We start from the raw sequence: 23,418 nt of genomic DNA, 5'->3' as shown, positions 1-23,418 counted from the left end.
CGCACTTGAAAAGAACCAATTTGAACCCATATTAAGTGAAGCAAGTAGACAACAAGATGTAGTCAAAAGTAGTCGTTTCGTGTTAGACTGTCGAATTCGCAAACGCTACGATAAAGCAAGCTGAGGGTTTATTTCCTTGGTATCGTTTAACGGGTTGAAAATACGCTAGTTTTTATAAGGTAGCTTATTCGCGTTTAACAACTCCTAATTAAGTGTAAGGTATATTGTGCAAAGCAAGCAGTCCCAGATAAAACTCCTGATTGCAAAAGGCAAAGACCAAGGTTACTTAACCTTTGCCGAAGTAAACGACCACCTTCCTCAAAACATTGTCGACTCTGATCAAATTGAAGATATTATTCGCATGATCAACGATATGGGGATCAAGGTTTCCGAATCAGCGCCAGACGCTGATGAGTTACTTATGCAAGAATCAACTGCCGACGAAGATGTTGCTGAGGCAGCTGCTCAAGCGCTAGCCACAGTTGAAAGCGAAATCGGCCGCACGACTGATCCTGTTCGCATGTACATGCGCGAAATGGGCACGGTCGAATTACTAACACGCGAGGGCGAAATTGAAATCGCTAAACGCATTGAAGATGGTATTAATCAAGTTCAATGCTCAGTCGCAGAATACCCAGAAGCGATTACTTATCTGCTTGACCAGTGGGATTTATTCGAAGCTGAAGAAATTCGCATCAGCGATATTATTATTGGTTTTGTTGACCCTAACGAGCAAGATGTAGCGCCTACTGCGACGCATATTGGATCTGAATTATCTCAAAAAGAACTTGATGATGAAGACGACGATTCAGACGACGAGGAAGAGGAAGAGGAAGACACTGGTGTTGACCCTGAACTAGCACGTGAAAAGTTTACTGCATTGCGTAAGCAATACACTAAAGTAATGAGTGTAATTGCGTTAAAAGGACGCTCGCACAAAGCATCACGTAAGGAAATACATGAGCTTAGTGAAGTATTTAAAGAGTTTCGTTTAATACCTAAGCAATTCGATCGCATGGTTAAAAACATGCGCGGCATGATGGACAGAGTTCGTATTCAAGAACGATTGATTATGAAATATTGTGTTATGAATGCAAAAATGCCGAAAAAGGACTTTATAAAAGCCTTTGCAGGTAATGAAACCAGTACAGATTGGCTTTACAAAGCATTAGAAGGCAAAGCACCATACGTTGAAAAGCTTCTTGAGTTCAAGGAAGAAATTGAACGTAGTGTGAGTAAAATGAATGCTGTTGAAGCTGAAACTGGTCTAATTATTCCAGACATTAAAGATATTAATCGCAGAATGTCGATTGGCGAAGCGAAAGCACGTCGTGCGAAGAAAGAGATGGTAGAAGCAAACTTACGTTTGGTTATCTCAATTGCGAAAAAATACACGAATCGTGGTTTACAATTTCTGGACCTCATTCAAGAAGGTAATATTGGCTTAATGAAGGCGGTTGATAAGTTTGAATACCGTCGCGGTTATAAGTTTTCAACTTATGCAACTTGGTGGATACGACAAGCAATTACGCGCTCAATTGCTGACCAAGCAAGAACGATCAGGATCCCAGTGCACATGATTGAAACGATTAATAAATTAAATCGTATTTCACGTCAAATGCTGCAAGAAATGGGTAGAGAGCCAACACCTGAAGAATTGTCAGAACGCATGTTGATGCCAGAAGATAAAGTCCGCAAGGTACTTAAGATTGCAAAAGAGCCTATCTCCATGGAAACACCTATTGGTGATGATGAAGATTCGCACTTAGGCGATTTCATTGAGGACAGCACTATTATACAGCCTCTTGATTCTGCCACTGGTGGTAGTTTGAAGAATGCCACGCAAGAAGTATTGGCTGGCTTAACGGCACGCGAAGCTAAAGTACTAAGAATGCGATTTGGTATTGATATGAACACTGATCACACTTTGGAAGAAGTGGGTAAGCAGTTCGATGTTACTCGCGAACGTATCAGACAAATTGAAGCTAAGGCGTTACGTAAACTGCGTCACCCCAGCCGTTCTGAGCAACTAAGAAGTTTCTTAGACGAATAGTAAGCATTTGCTAGATGAGCATAAAAATCAAAGTCCTAAGTTAAATTAGGACTTTTTTTATGTCCTTTGTAAGATCAAAAAACACCCATTTAACCTAAAACTGGACACACCTGTTTGGTGACTTTCACTTAATAGGTGTGTCTAATGTAAACATCTTATTTCAACATTTTCGAATTCGCAGAACATAAAAAAAGATAGGCCATAACAGCACACCTTCTTTCAATAATTCTATTTGATGCTGAACAACACGAGTTAATAGCGGGCCCAAACAATTCAATTGCCATCTACTTAGACACACCCACTTCGCCCTCAAGCTCATCTTCCCCTTTCTTGTAAGGAACTTCAGCTTCAAGTTGTTTAAGTCTTCTGGCGCGGTTCTCAGGGGAGCCGGTTCCCCTTGCTAGATATGCATACGCAGTAGGAACAATAAACAATGTCATAAAGGCCGAGAACAGAACACCAGCAAAAATAACCATTCCGATAACTGCTCGTGATTCATATCCTGGTCCTGTAGCTAAAACTAAAGGGAGCGCACTGAACACGGTCGTAAAGCCAGTCATTACAATCGGACGTAGCCGCAACATTGAAGCTTTCTTCAATGCTTCTTCAAATTCGACCCCAGCATCCCTCAACTGGTTCGTAAACTCCACAATAAGTATTCCGTTTTTAGCCGCGAGCCCTATGAGCATTACTAATCCAATTTGACTATATATATTGATCGACATGCCAGCTAAATAAAGGCCAACATAGGCCCCTACTAAAGCTAATGGCACTGTCAACATAATGACGAAGGGATGGATCCAGCTTTCAAACTGAGCAGCTAAAACCAAGTACGTGACCGCTAAAGCCAATGCAAATATAAAAATGAAAGATGAGCCAGATTCTTGATAAAGTTCAGATTCACCTTTGTAGCCTATTGAAACCCCGCTGGGTAATTCAGTTGCCACTGTATTCTCAAGAAATGCTAATGCTTCACCTACGGTATAATCATCGGCTAAGTTAGCACTAATGGTGATCGCACGCATGCGGTTATAACGATTCAGTGTGTTAGACGTGGCTCGTTCTGAAATATCCAGGAGATTGTCCATTGGTATCAACTGCCCCGTTCTATCCGAACGCACATAAATGTTATCTATACTGCTTGGACTTCGATAGTCGGCCTCGTTACCTTCTAAAATAACATCATACTCTTGACCACGGTCTAAATATGTTGATACACGCCTTTGGCCGAGCATCGTTTCTAATGTACGTCCGATCTCGGAAATAGACACACCTAAGTCGGCGGCTCTATCTCTATCAATGTTAACTAATAATTGTGGTGATGTTTCTTTGTAGTCTGAATCTATACGCAATAACTTGGTGTTTTCAGCCGCTTTAGCCATGACAATATCACGCCACTCGACTAGTTCTTCATACGTATTGCCCTGCAAAACAAATTGCACAGGTCGACCTAACCCCCTGCCACCAAGCGCTGAACGCATAACCGCAAACGCCCTAACGTCAGGGATTTGAGAGAGTTTGCCACTAATTTCATTCATTAAATCAAATGTTGAACGTTCTCGGTTTTTCCAATCAGCCGCACCAACGATAGCAATGCCGGCTGTACCACCAAAACCGGGTGTTCTTACCAATATACGTTTAGCTTCGCCTGATTCTTTATAGGGCAGTAAAATTTCTTCAATAACTTTCAGATTACGTGCATTGCTCTCATAGCTGGCACCCTCTTGTGCCTGCATCAATATAAAGAAGTTTCCACGATCTTCTCTGGGTACAAATTCTTCTGGAATTTTACTTTGTAATTGCACCAGAAGCACAATGCTAACAACAACCATCAACAGTATCATAATAGGTTGTTTAATGGTTGTGGTTAACGTGTTGTAGTATTTTAGCTCTAACTTCTTAAAGCTCACATCAATCCACTTTCCAAACCCAGAGCTACGCTCTCTTTTCTTTAATAACTTCGACGCTAGCATTGGCGACAAAGTCAATGCTGTAAAGCTAGAGAAAACCACTGCGGCTGCAATTGCTATAGCGAATTCAGTAAATAGTCTACCTATATTTCCTTCCAAAAAGACTAACGGTAAAAATACCGATACAAGCACTAACGTAGTCGCAATGACGGCAAAACCAACCTCTCTGGCACCTCTGTAGGCAGCGAGTATTGGTGGCTCGCCCATTTCTATTCGACGATAAATATTTTCAAGTACCACAATAGAATCATCTACAACTAAACCGATGGCTAGGACGAGCGCTAATAGCGTCAACAAGTTAATAGAATAGCCGAGTATATACATGACAATGAATGCTGCGACTAGGGAGACAGGAACGGTTATGGCAGGTATTAAGGTTGCGCGGATATTTCCTAAAAATAAATAGATAACGACGATCACCATAAACATAGCGATAGCTAAGGTGTTATAAACTTCGTTTATAGATTCTTCAATAAACAATGACGAATCATAGCTTTCAACAAAATAGATATTACTAGGCAATGTTTCTGCGATACGTTTGATTGCGGCTTTCGCTGCTTTAGCAACATCTAAGGTATTAGCCTTCGATTGTTTTACGATACCCATACCAATCATATTAACGCCGTCACCACGGAAATCCGTTTCATCATCTTCCGCTGCCAACTCAACCGTTGCGACTTCTGAGAGGCGAATTAAAAACCCATCAGAACCTGCCTTAATGGTTAAATTAGCAAAATCAATCGGGGTTAAAAATGACCTAGCTACTCGCACATCAAAGTCACGTTCATTTGATTCAACGCGCCCAGCCGGAAGCTCGACGTTTTCAGAGCGTATAACGCGTTCAATATCACCGACGGTAATACCACGAGCGGCCATCGCACTGCGGTCAACCGACACCTTCATCGCATACGTTCTTCCGCCTCCAATCTGAACACGCGCGACGCCATCAGCGGTGGACAAACGGTCAACAATAAACCTGTCAGCGTAGTCGGTTAGTTCCATTGTATTTAAGTTAGTACTACGCAAGTTGTACCAAACAATTACGTCTTCATCACTGTTTGATTTAGATACTTCTGGCGGTAATGCTTGATCAGGTAAGTTGGCCAGCGCACGTGAGACTCTTTCTCGAACGTCGTTAGACGCTGCATCAATGTCGCGACTTAAGTTGAACTCAATGGTGATACTAGAGCGACCATTGCGGCTAGAAGAAGTCATGTTTTTCATTCCTTCGATACCGCTAATTCGATCTTCTAAAAGCTGTGTAATTCGAGTTTCCACTATTTCAGCGGAAGCGCCTGGATAGCTCGTATTTACCGATACGATTGGCGGGTCAATATCAGGATATTCACGCAGCGAGAGGAAACTAATTGCGACAATGCCAAATACCAACAATATAAGATTCACAACAGATGCAAAAACAGGACGTTTAACAGAGACATCAGATAACAACATATAGCCTCCTAGTTTTTAAAGGCAACAGAAGCCGGTGAAATAACTTTCACTCCGCTGCCATCACGCAGTTTTAATGTCCCTTCAACGATCACTTCTTGACCGGCGTCAATTCCATCGAGAATTTGGACCCAACCCGGCTTTCTTTGACCAATAACGACTTTGGTTTTACGCGCTTTACCTTCGTCGTCAATAACAAACACAAACTGTGACTCGCCTTCTGGTACTAAAGCCCCCTCTGGAATAACAAGTGCATCAATAACACGTTTTTCAAGGTTAATTTGCAACAACATACCGGGGCGTAATTTCAAATCACCATTGGGTATTTGCGCTCTAATTTGGATAGCCCGAGTAACGGGATCTATACGTGAATCAATACTGGTAATGAGACCGGTAAAGCTTTCTCCCGGATACGCTATTGAAGTAGCAACGATACTTTGACCGTTTGCCACACTAGCAAAATGTAACTCAGAAATACTAAAATCTACCTTTAAGATACTCAAGTCATCTAGCGTTGAAATAACATCACCGGGGCGCACTAAACTGCCAATACTCACTTGGCGGATCCCTAAGCGACCAGCAAATGGCGCACGCACCTGCAATTCTGATAACTGTGCATCCACTACGTCTTTTTGGGCTTCAAGTGCATCAACACGAGCTCTTTGTTCATCCAATAACTGTTCTGAGGCCGCGCTCTGTTTTGCTAGACCTTTAATTCGGCTCAATTGGCGTTTTGCTTCCGCAATATTAATTGCCAATTCGTTCACACGGGCCTTTTCTTCTCTATCGCTCAATTCGATAAGCAACTGCCCTTTGCTTACAATGTCACCATCTTCGAACAATACTGACTTTACCGTTTCTGCCTGTTGTGCTGTTAAGTTAACTGATTCATTCGCCACTGCGGTGCCTAACGCTTCCACAATAATAGGGAATGCCTGAGTTTCAACTTTGGCGCTAACGACCGCCGTTTCACCATTACCGCGCTGGGGCACTGCTATATTTTGCGCTGGCAAATTAAGATAAATGACGAAACCGACAAGTGCCGTGACGCCAATTAACAGTGGTGAAAACTTAACAAACTTAGTCATTACTATTCCTATTGAATTTCAAGAAAATTTCTTCAACGCTAGTATAAGTTCTATTGCTCTATGCATATAGTCATAGACACGAAATCTTACACTTACTTTATATAATCGCTTGATTCTCACGTGATTGCACATTAGTGTCTACGTTTATACGTTGCTTATATATACTGAAAATGACCAACTGTGGATTGAAACTTCTGACATTTATATGTGCGCTCGTTTTAATGGGTTGCACACAACCCCCGCCTTCGCCCACCTGTCGCATAGCAAAAGCATTTAATGCTGACTATGCTGGTCCAGCCGGATGTATTATTAGAGTGCAAGATACACTGTTAGTTATTAAGGAGCGTTCAACTGGACAATATGACTTGCCTTTCGGCGATCCTATTTCAAAAGAATCGGCACAGTGCACCGCACACAGAAATACTTGGCTGCAAACAGGATTTAATGTTGAAGTTGACCAACTACTCGGTGTGACACAATCTGGAATAATGCTATTTTCCTGCGCACTCAGTGCTGGGTTTACTAGCGAAGATGGGCCGATTAAGCCGCCAAATTGGGCTCATAGTGATGTTCAGCAAATTGAATTTATCGGTCCATTTGATACGAGATATAATGTTTGGAGCCAGCCAGGTAACCTCATCATGTACAGGGATGGTTTTGTAGCAATGAAAGGGGAGTAAAGTAGGATGATTGATAATCAATTTCGGTAAGATCCAGCACTATCGCAACAAAATTCACCTAAGTAGTCGTCTTTTCCCTATTTTTCGCGTATTTTATCGTATCGTATTATTTAACTATTTTCATTAGCATACCTCGGAGTTCCTATGCCGCAATTTAAAGCCCCCACTGCAGATATACAATTTTTATTAAACGACTGGTTAGCAATTGACCAGCACTACCTAAATATTGGTGCCGAGGGGATGGATTCAGAATTAATCAACGAAATTATTGCTCAAGGAGCTAAGTTTGCAGAAGACGCTGTCGCTCCCCTCAACCGTGAAGGCGATGAAGAAGGCTGTAAGTTAGTTAACGGCTCAGTAACAACACCGACAGGATTCGCACAGGCTTATCACCAGTATATTGCGAACGGTTGGAATGCCATGTTAGGTAATCCTGATTTCGATGGACAAGACCTTCCTTATACTGCTGCTATTCCGGTTCATGAAATGCTCAATGCGGCAAATCTGAGCTGGCGTTTAACTACTATGCTGACAGAAAGTGCCGTACTTGCCGTAGATAAACATGCAACTGAGCAATTAAAAGCGCTGTATTTATCCAAGCTTATTAGCGGTGAATGGACGGGCACGATGAATCTAACTGAACCTCATGCTGGAACCGATCTTGCGTTATTGAATTCAAAAGCAATACCTCAGGGCGATGGTTCTTATTCAGTTACTGGGAATAAAATTTTCATCACCGGTGGAGACCACGATTGGACTGCCAATATCATACATCTAGTACTCGCTAGATTACCCGATGCACCTGCTGGTGTGAGAGGGATTAGTCTATTTTTGGTACCTAAATTTTTATTGAATGAAAATGCTGAACCTGGTGAAAAAAACGCGGTCAGTGTGGGCAGCATCGAAAAGAAAATGGGAATTAAAGGCAGTCCAACGTGTGTCATGAATTATGATGGCGCAACAGGTTGGTTAGTGGGCGAAGAAAATAAAGGACTTGCCTGCATGTTCACTATGATGAATGACGCTCGTTTCCAAGTTGGTTTGCAAGGCTTAGGTGCCGCAGAGGCCTCTTATCAGGGAGCTTTATCCTACGCACGTGATCGTCTGCAATCGAGAGCTCCACAGGGTGTGCAACAGCCAGATCAAAAAGCCGATGCAATCTTACACCAACCAGACGTGAAAAAGATGTTACTAACTCAAAAAGCGCTGACAGAAGGCTGCAGAGCCCTCGCTATGCTTTATGCACAGCAAATGGATGTCGAAAAATACACTAGCGATGAGCGCCATGAACAAGCAAAAAAGGTGATTGCTTTTTTGACCCCTATTTGCAAGGGCTTTATGACCGACATGGCCACAGAAGTGACGAACATTGGCATTCAGGTTTACGGCGGTCACGGTTATGTGCGCGAATGGGGCATGGAGCAGTTGGTAAGAGACACGCGCATTGCCCAACTCTATGAGGGTACCAATGGTATTCAAGCGGCTGACCTAATTGGTCGCAAGTTAACCCGCGATGGTGGCGACATGCAGCAAGCCACTTTTACTTTGTTGTCGTCACGTATTGCGACCATGACCGATAGCGTGAGACAAGCACAAGCGGTTTCTTTATTACAAGAATGGAATGAAACGTCGAAAGCATTACTCGGTGCAAAAGCAGAGGATACTGCAGGTGCGGCAACTGATTACTTGCATTACAGTGCTTATTCTTTGCTAGGTGTGTTATGGCTTGATATGGCTAGCGCTGCTGCGCATTCATCGAATGAGCACGTGGCTAAGGGCAAAGCCAATACGTGTAATTTTTACATGAAACGTTTGCTGCCTAGAAAAGACATACATAAATCTGTTGTATTAACTGCAGCCGACGATCTAATGGCCGTTGAAGATCAGCAATTTGACTATATCTAGCGTTTAATTTTTGCTGATTATGTGGCATCAGATTTGAGCATCATCAGCATTACTGAATTAATGGATTACTGGTTTAAGGCGAAGCGCTAAGATTATGAATTTTCGGTTAATTGTAGGTACAGTTGTCGCCATGTTAGCGTTTGCCGGAAATTCAGTTTTGTGTCGCTTAGCTCTGGAACAAGGCAGTATTGACCCAGCTAGTTTCACATCAGTACGGCTGTTAAGTGGCGCGTTAATGTTGTCTATTTTGTTAGTTTCCATTCCAAAGTTAATGGTTCAGAAAACCGCATTTGCCGATAACCGTACTAACGTTTCAGCGCTATATATAGCAGATAAGTTAGACCCTGCCGAGTTGAGCGTAAACAAAACATCCGTTAATCCAGAAGCATTTTTAATAAAATCAGCCCGTTTATTGTCACTTAGACAAAGCAGTTGGGCGGGCGGCCTATCATTGTTTGTTTATGCCGCTGGATTCTCGTTTGCGTATATTACTTTACCTGCTGGTACGGGAGCTTTGATCCTGTTCGCAACGGTTCAAATTACCATGTTGTCGTATGCCTTAGTCAAAGGCTCTCGATTTAGTTTTGGTCAATGGTTTGGTTTTGCCATGGCACTGGTTGGCCTTGTTTATTTATTTTTACCTGGTATCAGTGCACCTCCTTTACTGGGCGCTTTGCTGATGGTCGCTGCAGGTATAGCTTGGGGTGTATACTCTATTTTAGGAAAACGCGTCATTAACCCAGGCCAATCGACGGCTGAAAATTTTATTAGGGCATCAATAATTACCTTACTGCTCAGTCTTGTTTTTCTCGGCAACATGTCGATATCTACCCAAGGTATATTATTTGCTATAGCATCAGGTGCCATTACATCGGGTATCGGCTATGCAGTATGGTATGCGATTATTCCCTTATTAAAAGCGGCTTCATCCGCATCAGTACAATTGACTGTTCCAGTAATAGCAACAGTCGGTGGTGTTATTTGGTTGGGCGAAGACGTGAGTATTAGAATAGCGCTCGCGTCTATCAGTATTTTGGGCGGCGTTGCCACGGTTATTTTGCTATCAAAAAGAGAATAATACTTTTTTGATGTTGGAAATTACTGTCCATTAAATCTCATGTTAGCCTACTTCATTGTCACCTTTTTAGGGGCTTTTTGGGATTTTTCACTAGCAGAAGTATCAACGTTATGCGCAGGCAATTCACTGACAATTGAATTGAGTGCCTGTTGTAAATCATCCAATATATCTTCAACCCCTTCCAAACCGACCGACAAGCGAATTAAACCATCACTAATGCCGTGTTCTAGGCGTTCTTCAGGTGTATAAGTTGAATGTGTCATGCTAGCCGGATGTTGCACCAGTGTTTCTGCATCTCCCAGTGAAACGGCTCGTTGTATCATTTGCAGCTTGTTCATCATATTAATGCCAGCTTGAACACCACCTTTAACTTCAAAAGTGATCATGCCACCAAAGTCAGTCATCTGCTTTTTTGCCAACTCAAATTGCTCAAAACTTGCTAAGCCAGGATAACAGACTTTTTCGACGGCTGGATTCGCCTCTAACATTTTTGCAACTCGCATTGCACTTTGACAATGTCTGTCCATTCTCAGTTCAAGGGTTTTCATTCCGCGCATCACTAACATCGCATTGAACGGCGCCATGCAAGCCCCCGTCATGTCTTTCATTCCGTATAAGCGAATTTCAGTGACGATGTCTTTAGGTCCAGCAATTAAACCGGCGACCAGATCACCATGGCCACCCAAATATTTTGTTGCAGAATGTACGACAATATCTGCTCCTAATTTAATCGGTTGTGTTAAATAAGGCGTTGCGTACGTATTATCAACCACAACAGTCGCATTGTAATTATGTGCAATTTTTGACACCGCCTCGATATCGACTAAACGCATATTGGGGTTAGCCGGCGTCTCAAAATAAACTACTTTTGTATTATCAGAAATAATGTCATTTAACAATTCGTGGTTGGATAAATCGACATGGGTCACTTTAATACCAAACTTAGCCAGTCCGTGATTCAAAAATGAGAATGTGCAGCCGTAGAGTGTTTTATCAACAATAATCTCATCACCGGGGGAAAGTAGTGTCCACATTGTTGAAGAAATAGCACCAATGCCAGAAGCCAAAGCCAGGCCGGCTTCTGTGCCTTCTAATATCGCAATCCGCTTTTCAAGGATGTCTAAGGTTGGATTAGAAATACGTGAATAAAAATGACCATCTCTTTCTCCAGCAAACATTTCACCACCCGCTTCTGCGGTTTCAAATGCAAAGGTTGAAGTAAGATGCACCGGTGGCGTTAATGCTCCCTGATTAGCTTGGGCATCGTAACCATGATGAATAGCTAACGTTGAAAAATTTTTATTGTTACCTTGCATAAAACCTCCGAGATAAGCTGAGTCTTCAACAATGTTTGTAGCCTACTTTTGCTAGGATTTGACACTGGAATGTCCTGTAATTATATGCTTCAGTGAAAGGCTATTTCATGTTATTTTAGCTCTATATTCAGGGTAAATTAGCAGAAAATGCCAAAATGAGTGATGTAAATATGAGTATGGACAGCAAAGATCGCGAAATTATACGAGAATTGCAGGCCGATGGACGAATGAGTAATCAAGAGCTGGCAGCTAAAGTTAATTTAAGCCCGTCACCTTGTTTACGTCGACTTCGAAACTTAGAAAATCAAGGTATTATTAAAGGTTATGGCGTTGAAGTTGATGCGCAAGCATATGGACTGCCAATTACGGTGTTTGCCCGTGTGGAGTTAGATAAACACTCCGCTGACGTTGTATCCAATTTTGAACAACATATTGAGTTTGCTGAGCAAGTTCTGGAGTGTTATGTCATGACCGGAGTATCGGACTATCTATTGAAAATCGTTGTTGCCGACCTGCATGCTTATGAAATATTTGTGCGAAAAGTATTACATCCTATTGGCAGTATTGCGTCTATCGATACTAGCTTCGCCTATGGTACGGTCAAAAAGACAGGCATTTTCCCTCGTATTTAATACAAGATAAATAAGGACACACCTATTTGCGTTCGAGTTGAAATAAATAAGGAAAATAAATAAGGACACACCTATTTGCGTTCGAGTTGAAACGCAACATCTCAGCGATATATTGATTTTTTAGACAAACATTAATGAAAAGCAAAAATACAATATTTAATAAATCCTATTTATCAGCTAATATACAAGCATGACAATCGTAAAAATTGAAAAATAAGGGTAATACATGCCGAGGCTGAAGAGATTCACACTGATAAATCACAAAGGAATGCAAGTTGAATTATGTGACTTTGGTGCTCGAATATTGTCTATAAAGGTTCCAGATAAAGATGGAAAGCTTTTAGAAACAACGTTGAATCACAGCAATGATGAAGATATTATCAGCGATGAATTTTACATGGGTGCGTCTGTGGGGAGAACCTGTAATCGAATTTCAAACAGCCAATTTTGCCTCGATGGTGTCGAATTTACTATTTCAAGCAATGACGGCGTAAACAATTTACATGGAGGTGAGGTTGGTTTCTCCAAAAGAGTTTGGCATACAAAAGGTACTAATGCTCGCGGCAATTCATTAGCCTTTGAACTTCATTCAAAAGATGGAGATCAAGGATATCCGGGCGCAGTCGAAGCTCAGGTGTTATTTACCCTTAACGAAAACAACGAACTTAGGCTTGATTTTTCAGCCACATCTTCTAAACCCACTCCAATTAATTTCTGCAATCATGCCTACTTTAATATGGGCGAGAAAAACATTTATAATCTAGAATTACGAATTCAAGCTGATGCATATTTACCTATGGACGCCGAAAGCATTCCATTAGGGTATTTTGACACTGTACTTAATACTCGGTTTGATTTTAATGAAAGTACTGTTTTGGCTGATAGGTTAACGAAAGATACATTTGACCATTGTTACCAAGCGAAAAACACAAAAATAGCGACACTAATATCAAGAAAGAACAAAATAAGCTTAGAAGTAGAATCAGATCAAGTCGGTATTCAATTCTATTCTGGTAATTTTTTACCAACAGCACAGTCGGCTTTGTGCCTAGAAGCCCAAGGTTATCCCGATGCCATTAATCACCAAGCGTTAGAGCAATATATCCTTAGACCAGGAGAGTTATATCAAAAGTACGTGATTTACAGATATAGTCATGTCGACTGATTGTTTCAACCACAGAAAAATCAAGATTACAGCGATTTTTCCCAAAACACCGCTTTACCCATTTCAGGATCCAATTCATAACCTTTGAAACCTGCTTTTATGTAGGCATTCTGAGCAACTTGATTTCCTTCTAAAACTTCAAGCGTGATTTTGCAGCACCCCTTAGATATAGCCACTTCTTCAATTTTATTCATTAATCGCTGACTAAGCTGTAATCCTCTAAACTCTGGATTTACTGCAAAATCATGAATGTTTATAAGAGGTTTACACTTAAATGTAGAAAATCCTTCTATACAATTTGAGAATCCCGCCGGTTTTCCATCTACATAGCAAATAATAGAAAAAATAAACGAACGCTTCTTTAATTCTTCAATCAGGTTTGTTTTTGAGAAATTAGCCAATTCGCTTCCACCGCCCATTGGATCTTTCGCGTACTCATTTAAAAGGTGTAACAATTCATTTGTTTGATTTTCGTTGTCATAATCGACAAGTTCGATTTTGATGCTCATTGAGTACCTATATTTGTAAAGATTGTGGTTATACCGAGATATCCGCCACCGCAGCATTTAAAAACAGCTCAATAGAATTCGGAGAGATTGCTATTTCTAAGCCTCTTCTGCCGCCGCTTACATAAATTATATCAAAGTTACTCGCATTAATATCCAGTAGTGTGGTTAAGCGCTTCTTTTGCCCAAACGGGCTTACTCCGCCGAGTACATATCCAGACATACGTTGTACTTTTTTAGCTTGTGCCATAGTTGCTCTTTTACCAGACACTGCTTTTGCCAATTTTTTCATACTAAGTTGTTTATCGGAAGGCACTATTGCAACAATAAAATTGTTGGTATCGACTGCAACAACGAGGGTTTTAAATACTGTTTCAGGCGATAAACCTAACTTTTCAGATGCTTCATTTGCAAAATTCTGAGTATTATCGTCATGCGAATATTTGAGTAATTTAAAAGGTATTTTTTGCTTTTCTAAAAAAAGGACTGCTGGCGTCATAAATAAGTTAGCAAGCTTAATCTAAATCGTAATAGTTAATGTAAAGGCTCTTCGCTCTTAAGTCCAACTCTTGAGTTATTTTTATAGATCCAGATGCAAAATAGACCCTTAAAGCGCTTTATAAGGACACACCTGTTTAACTATTTTAAACCAAATAGGTGTGTCCTAGTTCGAGCGATAAGACCGATAGTTCAAGCTGAAATTTTAAAACAGGTGTGTCCTTTCTAGCATCCTTTCTAGCAAAAAGCCAGTTACTGGAGCTGGCTTTTAATGAGATTATTTAAATAATCATCTGCTGTAAAGATACGCAAAGTACCAGATAACGATATCTCTGAAATTAACTCTACCACTATTGTCGATATCCGCGGCGGGATTAAACCGTCGGCTTCCTTCAGACGAGCCATATGCACGAATAATGATAATATAATCCTTAAAGTTGATCGCACCATCTGCATTCAAGTCACCAAAAGCAGACTCATCAGCTTCTAACAGTAAACTCACAATCACGGGGTCGTGGTCTGATGCGCGATAGACCGATTCACTCAAGAACTCATTAGGCTTGATCGTAGAGGAACGAGGAAGTGTTGAACTATAGTCAAATCCTGCGTATTCATCCGCATTAATATGCCACTCAGTTACGTCAACAATCGCTGCAAACGCCTTCTCATTTGCCAATGCATAATCCAAAGAACCTACCTGGCCATCAAATCTGTAACTATAAGAAAAAGGTCCTTCCAACTCTCTCGCTACATCTTTAAAACCCGCACTCAATAAGGTTTGAATGGGGTCTTCTTTAGCGTAAGCATTCAAATCGCCAATAATCATTACTGGCAAATCAATGAATTCCTCATTCAGCCAAATATTCAGAGCCTGAGCCGCGCGAGTTCGGGTTATATTACAATTCCCTTGTAAGCCGTCGTTATCAGCCGGCTGAATACAACGGTTACTACTACCTTTTGACTTTAAGTGATTAACATTAATAACAAACGGCTTGTCCGATTCATTCAATATGAATACCTGAGCGAACGATGGGCGGTTCAAGGATGTATCAAACAATGGCGCGTTATTCTCGTCTTTAATCGAGTTATCAGAATTAAGCACTTTAAGCCCACCATCCGGCGTTACCGTCTCAGGTTTATACAAAATACCAACCGAAATAGCATCTGTTCCTTGCGGCTCAACAGCATCGATGAAGCGATAAACTTCAGCACCTAAATTTGTATTGAGAGAGTCGACCAACTGAGCAATAGAACTCAATTCATTGTAACCATCATTCTCAATTTCCATCAAGCCAATTACATCAGCGTCTATTGCAATAATTGCATTCGTAATCTTAAGTAACTGTAATGCATACTCTTGCTGTGTTTTAGCTCCACGACCTGACGCGATATTATTACCAAGTCCGTCACCATTGAATAAGTTCAATACGTTGAAGCTGGCAACTTTAAGATTACCTTCTTTTAATTCTGGTGCGTCGGTTCTGAAGTTTGTTTGCTCCAATATAGGCGTAATGACTGGACGAATTCGATAATTACCAAAGTCATAATCGATAACTCCGGTTACTGACGTTAATGAATCGCCAATACGAATAGGGTTAGTTGCATCAAACCCGCCAATAGGCAAATCTAACGATTCAGGTGTACCATTCGTCAAATCATCAACAATGATCTTGTTGCGACTGTTTTTATCGACTAACGCTATAGCCTCTGCGCTACCAGCAGCAAATAAATGCGTAGGTGTAAATAAAACCTCGGCCGATACAACCAATTCACCAAAGCGAACATAACTAGCGAGGTCAGTTACAAACCAAGTGTCAGTGTTGCCAACAAGCATATTTTCAATTGACTCTAAGTCAAATTCAGCAGCTAGTGGTAGTGCAAGTTCAACTTCACTCACTTTATCAGTCGTGCATGAAGTAGAGATTAGCGCTGCTTCTATTTGAGTACGGCCAAAAGTTTCAGCAACAGTGCCTAAAACACGCATTACGTCACCTTCGAAGATATCCAAACCATCAGCAGAAACAGAAACGGCAACAAAAACACCTTCAGAAGTTGCTGAATTAGCATCGCGATCAGCATCTTCCTCTTGCATGAAGAATCCACCTAACGTCGGCGCAACTAAAGTAACAACGCCCTCAACAACGATCTTTTCGCCAATCAGTGGAGACGTTTCTAAATCCCCCTGCACCGTATGGATTTTAGTCGCGTTTTCAAAACAAAAACCTAATAGCTCATCATCGCTTGGACCACCTGTTCCGCCGCCGCTGTCTCCACCGCCATTATTAAAACCAGCGTATGAACCCAAGTCTTCAATATTATTGATCTCGAAGCCATCCCACTCAATTGAAGGATCGAATGCATCTGAACCATCATTGTCACCTTGAGTCACGGTTAACTTTCTTCTAATGGTATTGTTAGATGTACTTGCATCGCCAGTCCCCCACTCTGTTTTAACTCCAATTTGACCGATCACATCTACACTACCTTGAGCATCTGCAAGAACAAAAACATCATCACCATTAAAGTCAATGATTGAAGAATTAAGATCAGCTAACGCCTGTATTTGAGCACTGGCTGCAGGGTTAGCAATAACAAATACAGAGTTGGCTGCTAATATACCGCTCAGTGTTTGTTGTTTTGTAATAGACTCAGCACCATTCGAATAAAGTTGAATAGTGTAGTTAGATAGATCAACTTCACCGCCCGTTAAGTTGGCAATCTCAATCGCTTTATTAAAACTGCTTCCCTCAACATATTCAGAAATAATCAATCCACCTTGGAGCAATGAATACGTGCCAACAGGTATCAAGGTAGGCGTATTTAGTGACTCACCGTCCAATGCGTCTTTACCGCTAATCAACCAATTGCTGGCGGTAAACTCTGCACTAGCAAGCGTATCTGCTCTTCTATAGGCCCAGCCGTCTGAATATTCCCAGACTTCGCCAGAACCGTCTACGCCCTCAACACCATATGTATCGATAACATTGCCATCGCAAAGTAACTGAACAACATCGTCACCATTAATGCTTAATTGCCCTGTAGTGGCGTCGGGGGCAAAACCGAAGAAAGCGGTGAATCCAGGTTCTTCAGATGAGAAGTATAAAAATTCACCTTTTATCGCTGAATTAGCACCCATTGACTTTTCAATAGCAAATCCAATACCCGAGGGAGTCCCGCCATTGTTTGTGCCGCGAATGCTGCAAGTCGTTAAATTGCTAATGTCCTGAGCAACGAAAACCTCAATACCTTTAGGAGTGCCCCCCCTCAATGGACCGTCAAAAATTGCGGTAATAATTAATGGACTATGGCTAGTTCCACCTGTTGAATTTCCACCTGAATCTTGGCTAGAACCGCCATCTGAAACGCCACCATCACCGCCGTCTGAATCAACACCAGTAGCAGCATCACAAGATTCAATTGGATATAACAATTCAACCCACTGAGGATTGTCGATAAAGGGATTACGGTTACCCTGATATTGATAGGCCGCATCGTTTCTATTGGTCTCAAAATCGCTGACTGGATCGGCCATGTTCCACTGCAAGAGAGTACAGAGTTTCCCAAGAGTACCGCCATTGTCTGCTAAGTTATTGGTCAACACTAAGTCGGTATAGGTGCCAGCAGCTTCGTATCTTGTATCCATGTATAACATCATGCGAGCCACATCACCCTTCACTTCTGCACGAGGTTCGAACGAGTCGTTGTCTTTGAAGTTTTGAGCAGTTTGAGACAGAATTGATGCTCTTAATTCTGCATCACTTTCAGTGGTAATTTCGCCATCAAATAAGGCACGATCACTTTCATCATAACTCAGATTCCCGCGCGCTGAATTAATTGATATGTCTGTTGGGCGTAAATGATGAATGTCAGTGTAAGGTTCGTCATCAGCGTTACTAAATCCTCGGCTTTTAGGCCAAGTATGCTCACGATTCCAATTATCGCCATTTGCACTAGCAGTCCCACTGCCATTTGATATTTTCGAAATAGTGCGTCCAGAATACAGTAATATAATGTTATCCGAGTTGTCTGGATCTTGGTCAGTTGCTGTCATCGCAGTCCAGACTTGACTGTAACTTAAGCGAGTAATATCGGTTGAAATGACGTCACTCAATTTTGCCTTAATTTGGCTTGGCTCAGCATTACTTGATACCAGTTGATTTACTTCAGTGTAATAAACCGAAGCATCAAAAGCGGCAGGGTCCTTAAACTGTGGGAGGTCAGCACAATTAGAACAAACGTTACTTAAATCACCATTCGAAACATTAACAAGCCCGCCATCCGCATTCCCCTCAGAATCTCCATCGGCCGGAGTATCAATGGTTATATGTGTACCTAGATTAGAAAAGTCGTCGGTTGCAAATACATCCCACTCTGCACTCGGATCGAATTCATTACTACCATCAGAATCACCCATTACTATATTTTGGCGGCGCACCAATGTTTTGTCTTTTGTCGAATAAACGACTCCGTCAGCAGTCACTTTATATTCGCTACCTGGATCTAGGTTATACGTACCAATAGTATCTATAACAATGTCGGTTTCAGGCGGATCGAGTTTAATTAACTGAACAAAATCGTTGCCATTAAAGAAGCTACCCGAAGCCAACAGTGAGGCTTTCATTTTCAAAGCATCGTTACTCTTTTGATCAACCACAACATAGGCAGAAAAAGCGGGCAGCGACCCGGCCAGCTGGATCGTGTTGCCTTTTGTTTGATTGCCGTTGAAGTAGAACGCCAGTTTATACTGGCTAAGATCGACAGGGTTTGCGCTATTATTATAGATTTCTATTGATTTATTGTTGCTTGAGCCTTCTACATATTCAGAAATAAATACATCCGCAGATACATTGATATTGAAAGCACAAAGGAAGATTGTTAAAAGCGATATTTTTAACAGCAATGATGTTGAAAGAGCTTTGATGTTCATATTGACCTGTCCATAGAATATTAAAATAGAGGCTTAACTGCACTAAAAGTACTGCTAAATTACTACATAAATGTGACAGATCAAATTACTTAATACATAACACTGACATATAAGTGATGCTTTGTTTTACTCGCTTTTAGTGGTAAATGTTTGCGTAAACTAACTTCAAATCGTGATTTTTCATAGCTTCGCGATGTATTTTTATGACTGAACCCGCTCTTGACAAAAAACTGATGTCTTTTAATTTGACTTCTTTTTGTTGTAAAATTTTCCCGCTAGCATCCATCAACTTATGTGAAAATGCCATGCGAAATATATTAATAGCGATGACGATTCGATACTCTTTTGTCTGCAAATTTGCGAGATTGAGAAGATGAGTTAAACACGCCATTTATGGCGTTTGAACTGTGCCTGCTAGCTCTAGATCAGTGACTTTTAAATTCAATTGATCACCTCTTGGGAGACCTTCGTCTAGCAAAGTAAAAAACGTTTCTAAATCAAGAAATACTGATTTTCTAACGCGTTTTCTGAACAGTGTTGAATACTTAACGCCGCGAAACTGTTATACTTTAATCTTCTTGATAGACGCGTTTATTTGTGGCGTTTGTGTCTCGACATTAGGTATTTGGAGCCTTTGCAGGTGAAATGACATTGCATGCGAGCTTAGTAAAAAAACTAGAAACAAAGAGCAACGCTTTGAAATAATTGAGTATAAAATCCACCTTCAGTAGCAAAATTAACTGTTGGATACGACCAATAATTCACTATTTTAGTTCAGCATGTATACGCTCTAAAATTTAGTACTTTTGATTTGGTCACATAATCGCCTCAGGTTTTGTCCATAAATAAATGGATTTTTATCATTTTTGATGCAGTAGAACTGCCTGAAAGACTCTAATTTTTCTCTGTTCTCAGTAATATCTAGCACATAATCAGTTTGATGAGGTTGCAGTGACATATTGTTATAAAAAAACTTTTCCCTTAATGTGGAAAGCGATTGTTGCTCAGGAATATCTACGACCGACTCAATCCAACCAGAAACAGTCTGCTGAATATCTGACAAGAAATATTGGACAAAGGAAGTCCTTAGCACGATAACCAATATTACAATTTCAATAAAAATGACAAAAGCTCGCCACATATGTAAACAAAAGTCCTCAAACGAGATGGTAACGTATAATAATATATATTCTTAATAGATAGTATACTAGTCAGCAAACGCAAGGAAACAAAGATGCTCACTGATACATCTGTATAGATTATGGCGTTAACGATAGTGAGTAAAGGTATAATTTTTAGGTTGACAAGGAATCTCATATTTTTTGATCTGGAATAACAATTTTCCATAGCAAATTGCTATACTAGCGTGGTTACCTTCTGCACCTATTTTCGATCAATTTTCAGCACTTCTTTTAGTACTTTCCGGAGCGGTTAATGAACGAACAAATAAAAATTAAAGATGTCACACCGGTCAAAATCCACAAACCAGCAGAGACTGCTACCTATCCGGCTAGAAGTCGTATTTATGTTCGTGCTGTTGAAGGAATGCTTGAGAATATTAGGCGTTTTTTTGGTTTAATATTTTTAAGTATTTTTGCCGTTATTCCTTGGCTACAATATAACGGCAACCAGGCTGTTCTTTTCGATATAGGTGAACAGCGCTTCAATATTTTCGGAATGACACTTTGGCCCCAAGACCTCACCATCCTTGCTTACGTTCTTATTGTGGCCGCTTTTGCCTTGTTTTTTATTACCACCTTTGCTGGACGAGTTTGGTGCGGTTTTATGTGCCCTCAGACGACGTGGACATTTCTTTATATTTGGTTTGAAGAAAAAATTGAGGGTAGCCGCCATAAACGAATGAAACTTGATGAACGTAAAATGGATGTGGACAAATTTATTCGCAAAACATTAAAACATTTTTCTTGGGTTACTGTTGCCCTACTTACTGCTATGACCTTTGTCGGCTATTTCTCACCAATAGATGCCTTATTCGCTGACTTTTTCACTTTTGGTGTTAGTTTTTGGGCTGGCTTCTTTATTATATTTTTTGCCGTTTGCACTTATGCTAACGCCGGATATATGCGCGAAATCATGTGTACTCACATGTGTCCTTACGCTCGCTTTCAGTCAGCAATGTTTGATAAAGACACATTTACAGTTGCCTATGACTCTGGTCGAGGTGAACAACGCGGTCCACGTTCTCGCAAAGCCGCACCTGAACAAGTGCAAGAACAAGGTCTGGGAGACTGCATCGATTGCAACCTCTGCGTTCAAGTATGCCCGACGGGAATAGATATTCGCAATGGACTGCAGTATGAGTGTATTAACTGCGGCGCCTGTGTTGATGCTTGCAATGGTGTCATGGACAAAATGGGTTATCAAAGAGGCTTAATTAGTTTTACATCTGAGCATCAGCTTGCTGGCGGGAAAACTAAAATAATGCGTCCTAAGCTAATCGGTTATGCCATTGTTTTGCTTATTATGACCAGTCTACTGGTATACGATATATACTCTCGTCAACCATTAGAGATAGACATTATCAAGGACAGAATTTCACTCTATAGAGAAACCAACCAAGGATTAATCGAAAACGTATATACCCTAAAGTTACTAAATAAATCACAGAATGATCGTATTTTTAAAATTTCAATTAGTGGAATTGAAGGCGCAAAATATGTCGGCGAAACTGAAGTGAAAGTGGGGGGAGGCGAAATTTATACGCTGCCTATAAGCGTTGTTACTGACCCTTATTCGCTCACTGAAGAAATTACAGATTTCAATTTTCACGTAGAAACCAAAGATGAAAATGGTGACATAATTAAAATTCAAGAAACCAGTCGATTTATTTTTACTGATGTCTGATTTCTCTTTCGCGGGATTGAATCCAGACCTGATCCTTGATGCTATTGAGACTGTTGATATTCAAGCATCCTCTGGCTTATTGGCATTAAATAGTTATGAGAATAGGGTTTATCAGTTTGTGGCCGAGGATAACAAGCGTTATGTAGTCAAATTCTATCGTCCGCTACGATGGAATGATCAGCAAATTCAAGAAGAGCACTATTTTGCGTTAGAAATGATGGCAGCAGGAATTCCAGTTGTTGCGCCATTAGTTATTAATGGTGAGAGTTTGCATCAACATGCCGATTATCGGTTCGCCATCTTTCTTTCCGCTGGTGGTCGTCAGTTTGAAGTTGACAACATTGAACAGCTTGAATCGATGGGCGGTTTTATTGGTCAAATGCATAAAGTAGCGCAATCTAAGCCGTTCGAGCGTCGGCCAGAAGTTTGCACTAACAGTTATTTGGACACACCTAAACAAGTGTTGTTAACGAGTTCACTAATTCCGCGTCATTTGCAAACCGCATTTCATAACGTTCTTGATATGGTGATCGCACAAACTAAAGAGAAATTCTCGCGTAATTACCGCTCAATACGCTTGCATGGTGATTTACATCCAAGCAACATCTTATGGCGCGATGGACCCACCTTTGTCGACCTTGATGACTGCAGAATGGGGCCTGCAATTCAAGATATTTGGATGATGCTTTCGGGTGATCGCCAACAGCAGTTCATCCAACTAGAGACACTAGTCAACGCTTATAATGAATTTCATGTACTCGATGAAGATGAGTTATCACTTATCGAACCCCTGCGTGCGATGAGAATGATTCACTACATGGCTTGGCTAAGCCTGAGGTGGGAGGATCCTGCATTCCCAAATGCATTCCCCTGGTTCGCTGAAGATAAGTATTGGGAGAGCCAAATACTGGCATTGAAAGAACAGCACTCAGCGCTTCAAGAGCCACCGCTAAAGCTCTAATCTTTTAAAAACAGCGCGTGTCGTTCAATATTAAGTCAAATTAATCATTCACATCTGCAGCAAAGACTTTATACTCCGACGCGTTCAAGGTGCTATTTGTATTAATGCAAAAAGTTAAACGGGAAACTGGTGTAAATCCAGCGCTGCCCCCGCAACGGTAAACATTGAAAGTCCATAACACTTTCGCTTATTATTCATCGATATCTATATCGGCGTCATCCACTGTGTGCAAACATGGGAAGGTTTTAATAAGACAATGTAAGCCCGGATACCGGCCTTGAAAGGTGCTGGCAATTTGCCTTTCTTTTTTGTCATGCTCGGGTGG

15 protein-coding genes, 1 pseudogene and 1 riboswitch are annotated in these 23,418 nt (G+C 41.0%); of the genes and pseudogenes, 8 read left to right on the top strand and 8 right to left on the bottom strand.

Annotated features, from left to right (window positions below):
- Positions 1–223 precede the first annotated feature (223 nt).
- Positions 224–2,053: an RNA polymerase sigma factor RpoD gene (gene rpoD, locus CXF81_RS13435; protein WP_198556408.1), complete on the top strand. Its 1,830-nt coding sequence runs from the start codon at positions 224–226 to the stop codon at positions 2,051–2,053.
- Between the two features lie 284 nt (positions 2,054–2,337).
- Here the strand turns inward: rpoD and CXF81_RS13430 are convergent, their stop codons facing one another.
- Complete coding sequence (locus tag CXF81_RS13430; RefSeq protein ID WP_101181856.1) at positions 2,338–5,475, bottom strand: efflux RND transporter permease subunit; 3,138 nt, start codon at positions 5,473–5,475, stop codon at positions 2,338–2,340.
- Between the two features lie 8 nt (positions 5,476–5,483).
- Positions 5,484–6,560 (bottom strand): efflux RND transporter periplasmic adaptor subunit, encoded by a 1,077-nt coding sequence (locus tag CXF81_RS13425; RefSeq protein WP_101181855.1) that lies wholly within the window; start codon positions 6,558–6,560, stop codon positions 5,484–5,486.
- Positions 6,561–6,781: 221 nt separating this feature from the next.
- Between CXF81_RS13425 and CXF81_RS13420 the strand changes: the two genes are divergently transcribed.
- From CXF81_RS13420 to CXF81_RS13410, 3 genes are all read left to right on the top strand, one after another.
- Positions 6,782–7,240 (top strand): DNA mismatch repair protein MutT, encoded by a 459-nt coding sequence (locus CXF81_RS13420; RefSeq protein WP_101181854.1) that lies wholly within the window; start codon positions 6,782–6,784, stop codon positions 7,238–7,240.
- Between the two features lie 144 nt (positions 7,241–7,384).
- Positions 7,385–9,145 (top strand): acyl-CoA dehydrogenase family protein, encoded by a 1,761-nt coding sequence (locus CXF81_RS13415; protein ID WP_101181853.1) that lies wholly within the window; start codon positions 7,385–7,387, stop codon positions 9,143–9,145.
- Between the two features lie 94 nt (positions 9,146–9,239).
- The gene (locus CXF81_RS13410) at positions 9,240–10,223 is read left to right on the top strand and encodes a DMT family transporter (protein WP_232771928.1); all 984 of its coding nucleotides are present in this window, start codon (positions 9,240–9,242) and stop codon (positions 10,221–10,223) included.
- 47 nt (positions 10,224–10,270) lie between these two features.
- Here the strand turns inward: CXF81_RS13410 and CXF81_RS13405 are convergent, their stop codons facing one another.
- Entirely contained in the window at positions 10,271–11,539 is a 1,269-nt protein-coding gene (locus CXF81_RS13405) for a methionine gamma-lyase (RefSeq protein ID WP_101181852.1), read from the bottom strand.
- 155 nt (positions 11,540–11,694) lie between these two features.
- Here CXF81_RS13405 and CXF81_RS13400 point away from each other — a divergent pair, with 155 nt between their 5' ends.
- Positions 11,695–12,171, top strand: a complete 477-nt coding sequence (locus tag CXF81_RS13400) for an Lrp/AsnC family transcriptional regulator (protein WP_232771927.1) — start codon at positions 11,695–11,697, stop codon at positions 12,169–12,171.
- Between the two features lie 226 nt (positions 12,172–12,397).
- Positions 12,398–13,336, top strand: coding sequence for an aldose epimerase family protein (locus CXF81_RS13395; RefSeq protein ID WP_101181851.1), 939 nt, complete (start codon positions 12,398–12,400; stop codon positions 13,334–13,336).
- 26 nt (positions 13,337–13,362) lie between these two features.
- Here CXF81_RS13395 and CXF81_RS13390 read toward each other — a convergent pair whose 3' ends face one another.
- The 5 genes and pseudogenes from CXF81_RS13390 to CXF81_RS13375 form a co-directional block, all read right to left on the bottom strand.
- Positions 13,363–13,845: a GNAT family N-acetyltransferase gene (locus CXF81_RS13390; protein ID WP_101181850.1), complete on the bottom strand. Its 483-nt coding sequence runs from the start codon at positions 13,843–13,845 to the stop codon at positions 13,363–13,365.
- A 28-nt stretch (positions 13,846–13,873) separates the two neighbouring features.
- On the bottom strand, positions 13,874–14,341 hold the full coding sequence (gene ybaK, locus CXF81_RS13385; RefSeq protein ID WP_101181849.1) for a Cys-tRNA(Pro) deacylase: 468 nt from the start codon (positions 14,339–14,341) through the stop codon (positions 13,874–13,876).
- A gap of 288 nt (positions 14,342–14,629) precedes the next feature.
- Positions 14,630–19,267 carry an ExeM/NucH family extracellular endonuclease gene (locus tag CXF81_RS13380; protein ID WP_101181848.1) on the bottom strand — a complete coding sequence of 1,546 codons (4,638 nt, stop codon included), beginning with the start codon at positions 19,265–19,267 and terminating at the stop codon, positions 14,630–14,632.
- A 136-nt stretch (positions 19,268–19,403) separates the two neighbouring features.
- Positions 19,404–19,817, bottom strand: a pseudogene (locus tag CXF81_RS20720) (DUF3016 domain-containing protein); the annotation flags it as partial.
- 240 nt (positions 19,818–20,057) lie between these two features.
- Entirely contained in the window at positions 20,058–20,408 is a 351-nt protein-coding gene (locus CXF81_RS13375; RefSeq protein WP_101181847.1) for a hypothetical protein, read from the bottom strand.
- Between the two features lie 293 nt (positions 20,409–20,701).
- Here CXF81_RS13375 and ccoG point away from each other — a divergent pair, with 293 nt between their 5' ends.
- Together ccoG and CXF81_RS13365 are read left to right on the top strand one after the other, a co-directional pair.
- The gene (ccoG, locus tag CXF81_RS13370; protein ID WP_101181846.1) at positions 20,702–22,132 is read left to right on the top strand and encodes a cytochrome c oxidase accessory protein CcoG; all 1,431 of its coding nucleotides are present in this window, start codon (positions 20,702–20,704) and stop codon (positions 22,130–22,132) included.
- Positions 22,125–23,093 (top strand): serine/threonine protein kinase, encoded by a 969-nt coding sequence (locus CXF81_RS13365; protein ID WP_101181845.1) that lies wholly within the window; start codon positions 22,125–22,127, stop codon positions 23,091–23,093. The genes ccoG and CXF81_RS13365 overlap by 8 nt, the downstream gene beginning before the upstream one ends.
- 70 nt (positions 23,094–23,163) lie before the next feature.
- A riboswitch (cobalamin riboswitch) is annotated at positions 23,164–23,388 on the top strand.
- Positions 23,389–23,418 lie beyond the last annotated feature (30 nt).

It is taken from the genome of Glaciecola sp. 33A, assembly GCF_002836745.1.
Classification (GTDB): domain Bacteria; phylum Pseudomonadota; class Gammaproteobacteria; order Enterobacterales; family Alteromonadaceae; genus Glaciecola.
The sequence above is the reverse complement of the archived record's forward strand: the minus strand, read 5'-3'. Positions and strand labels throughout refer to the sequence as shown.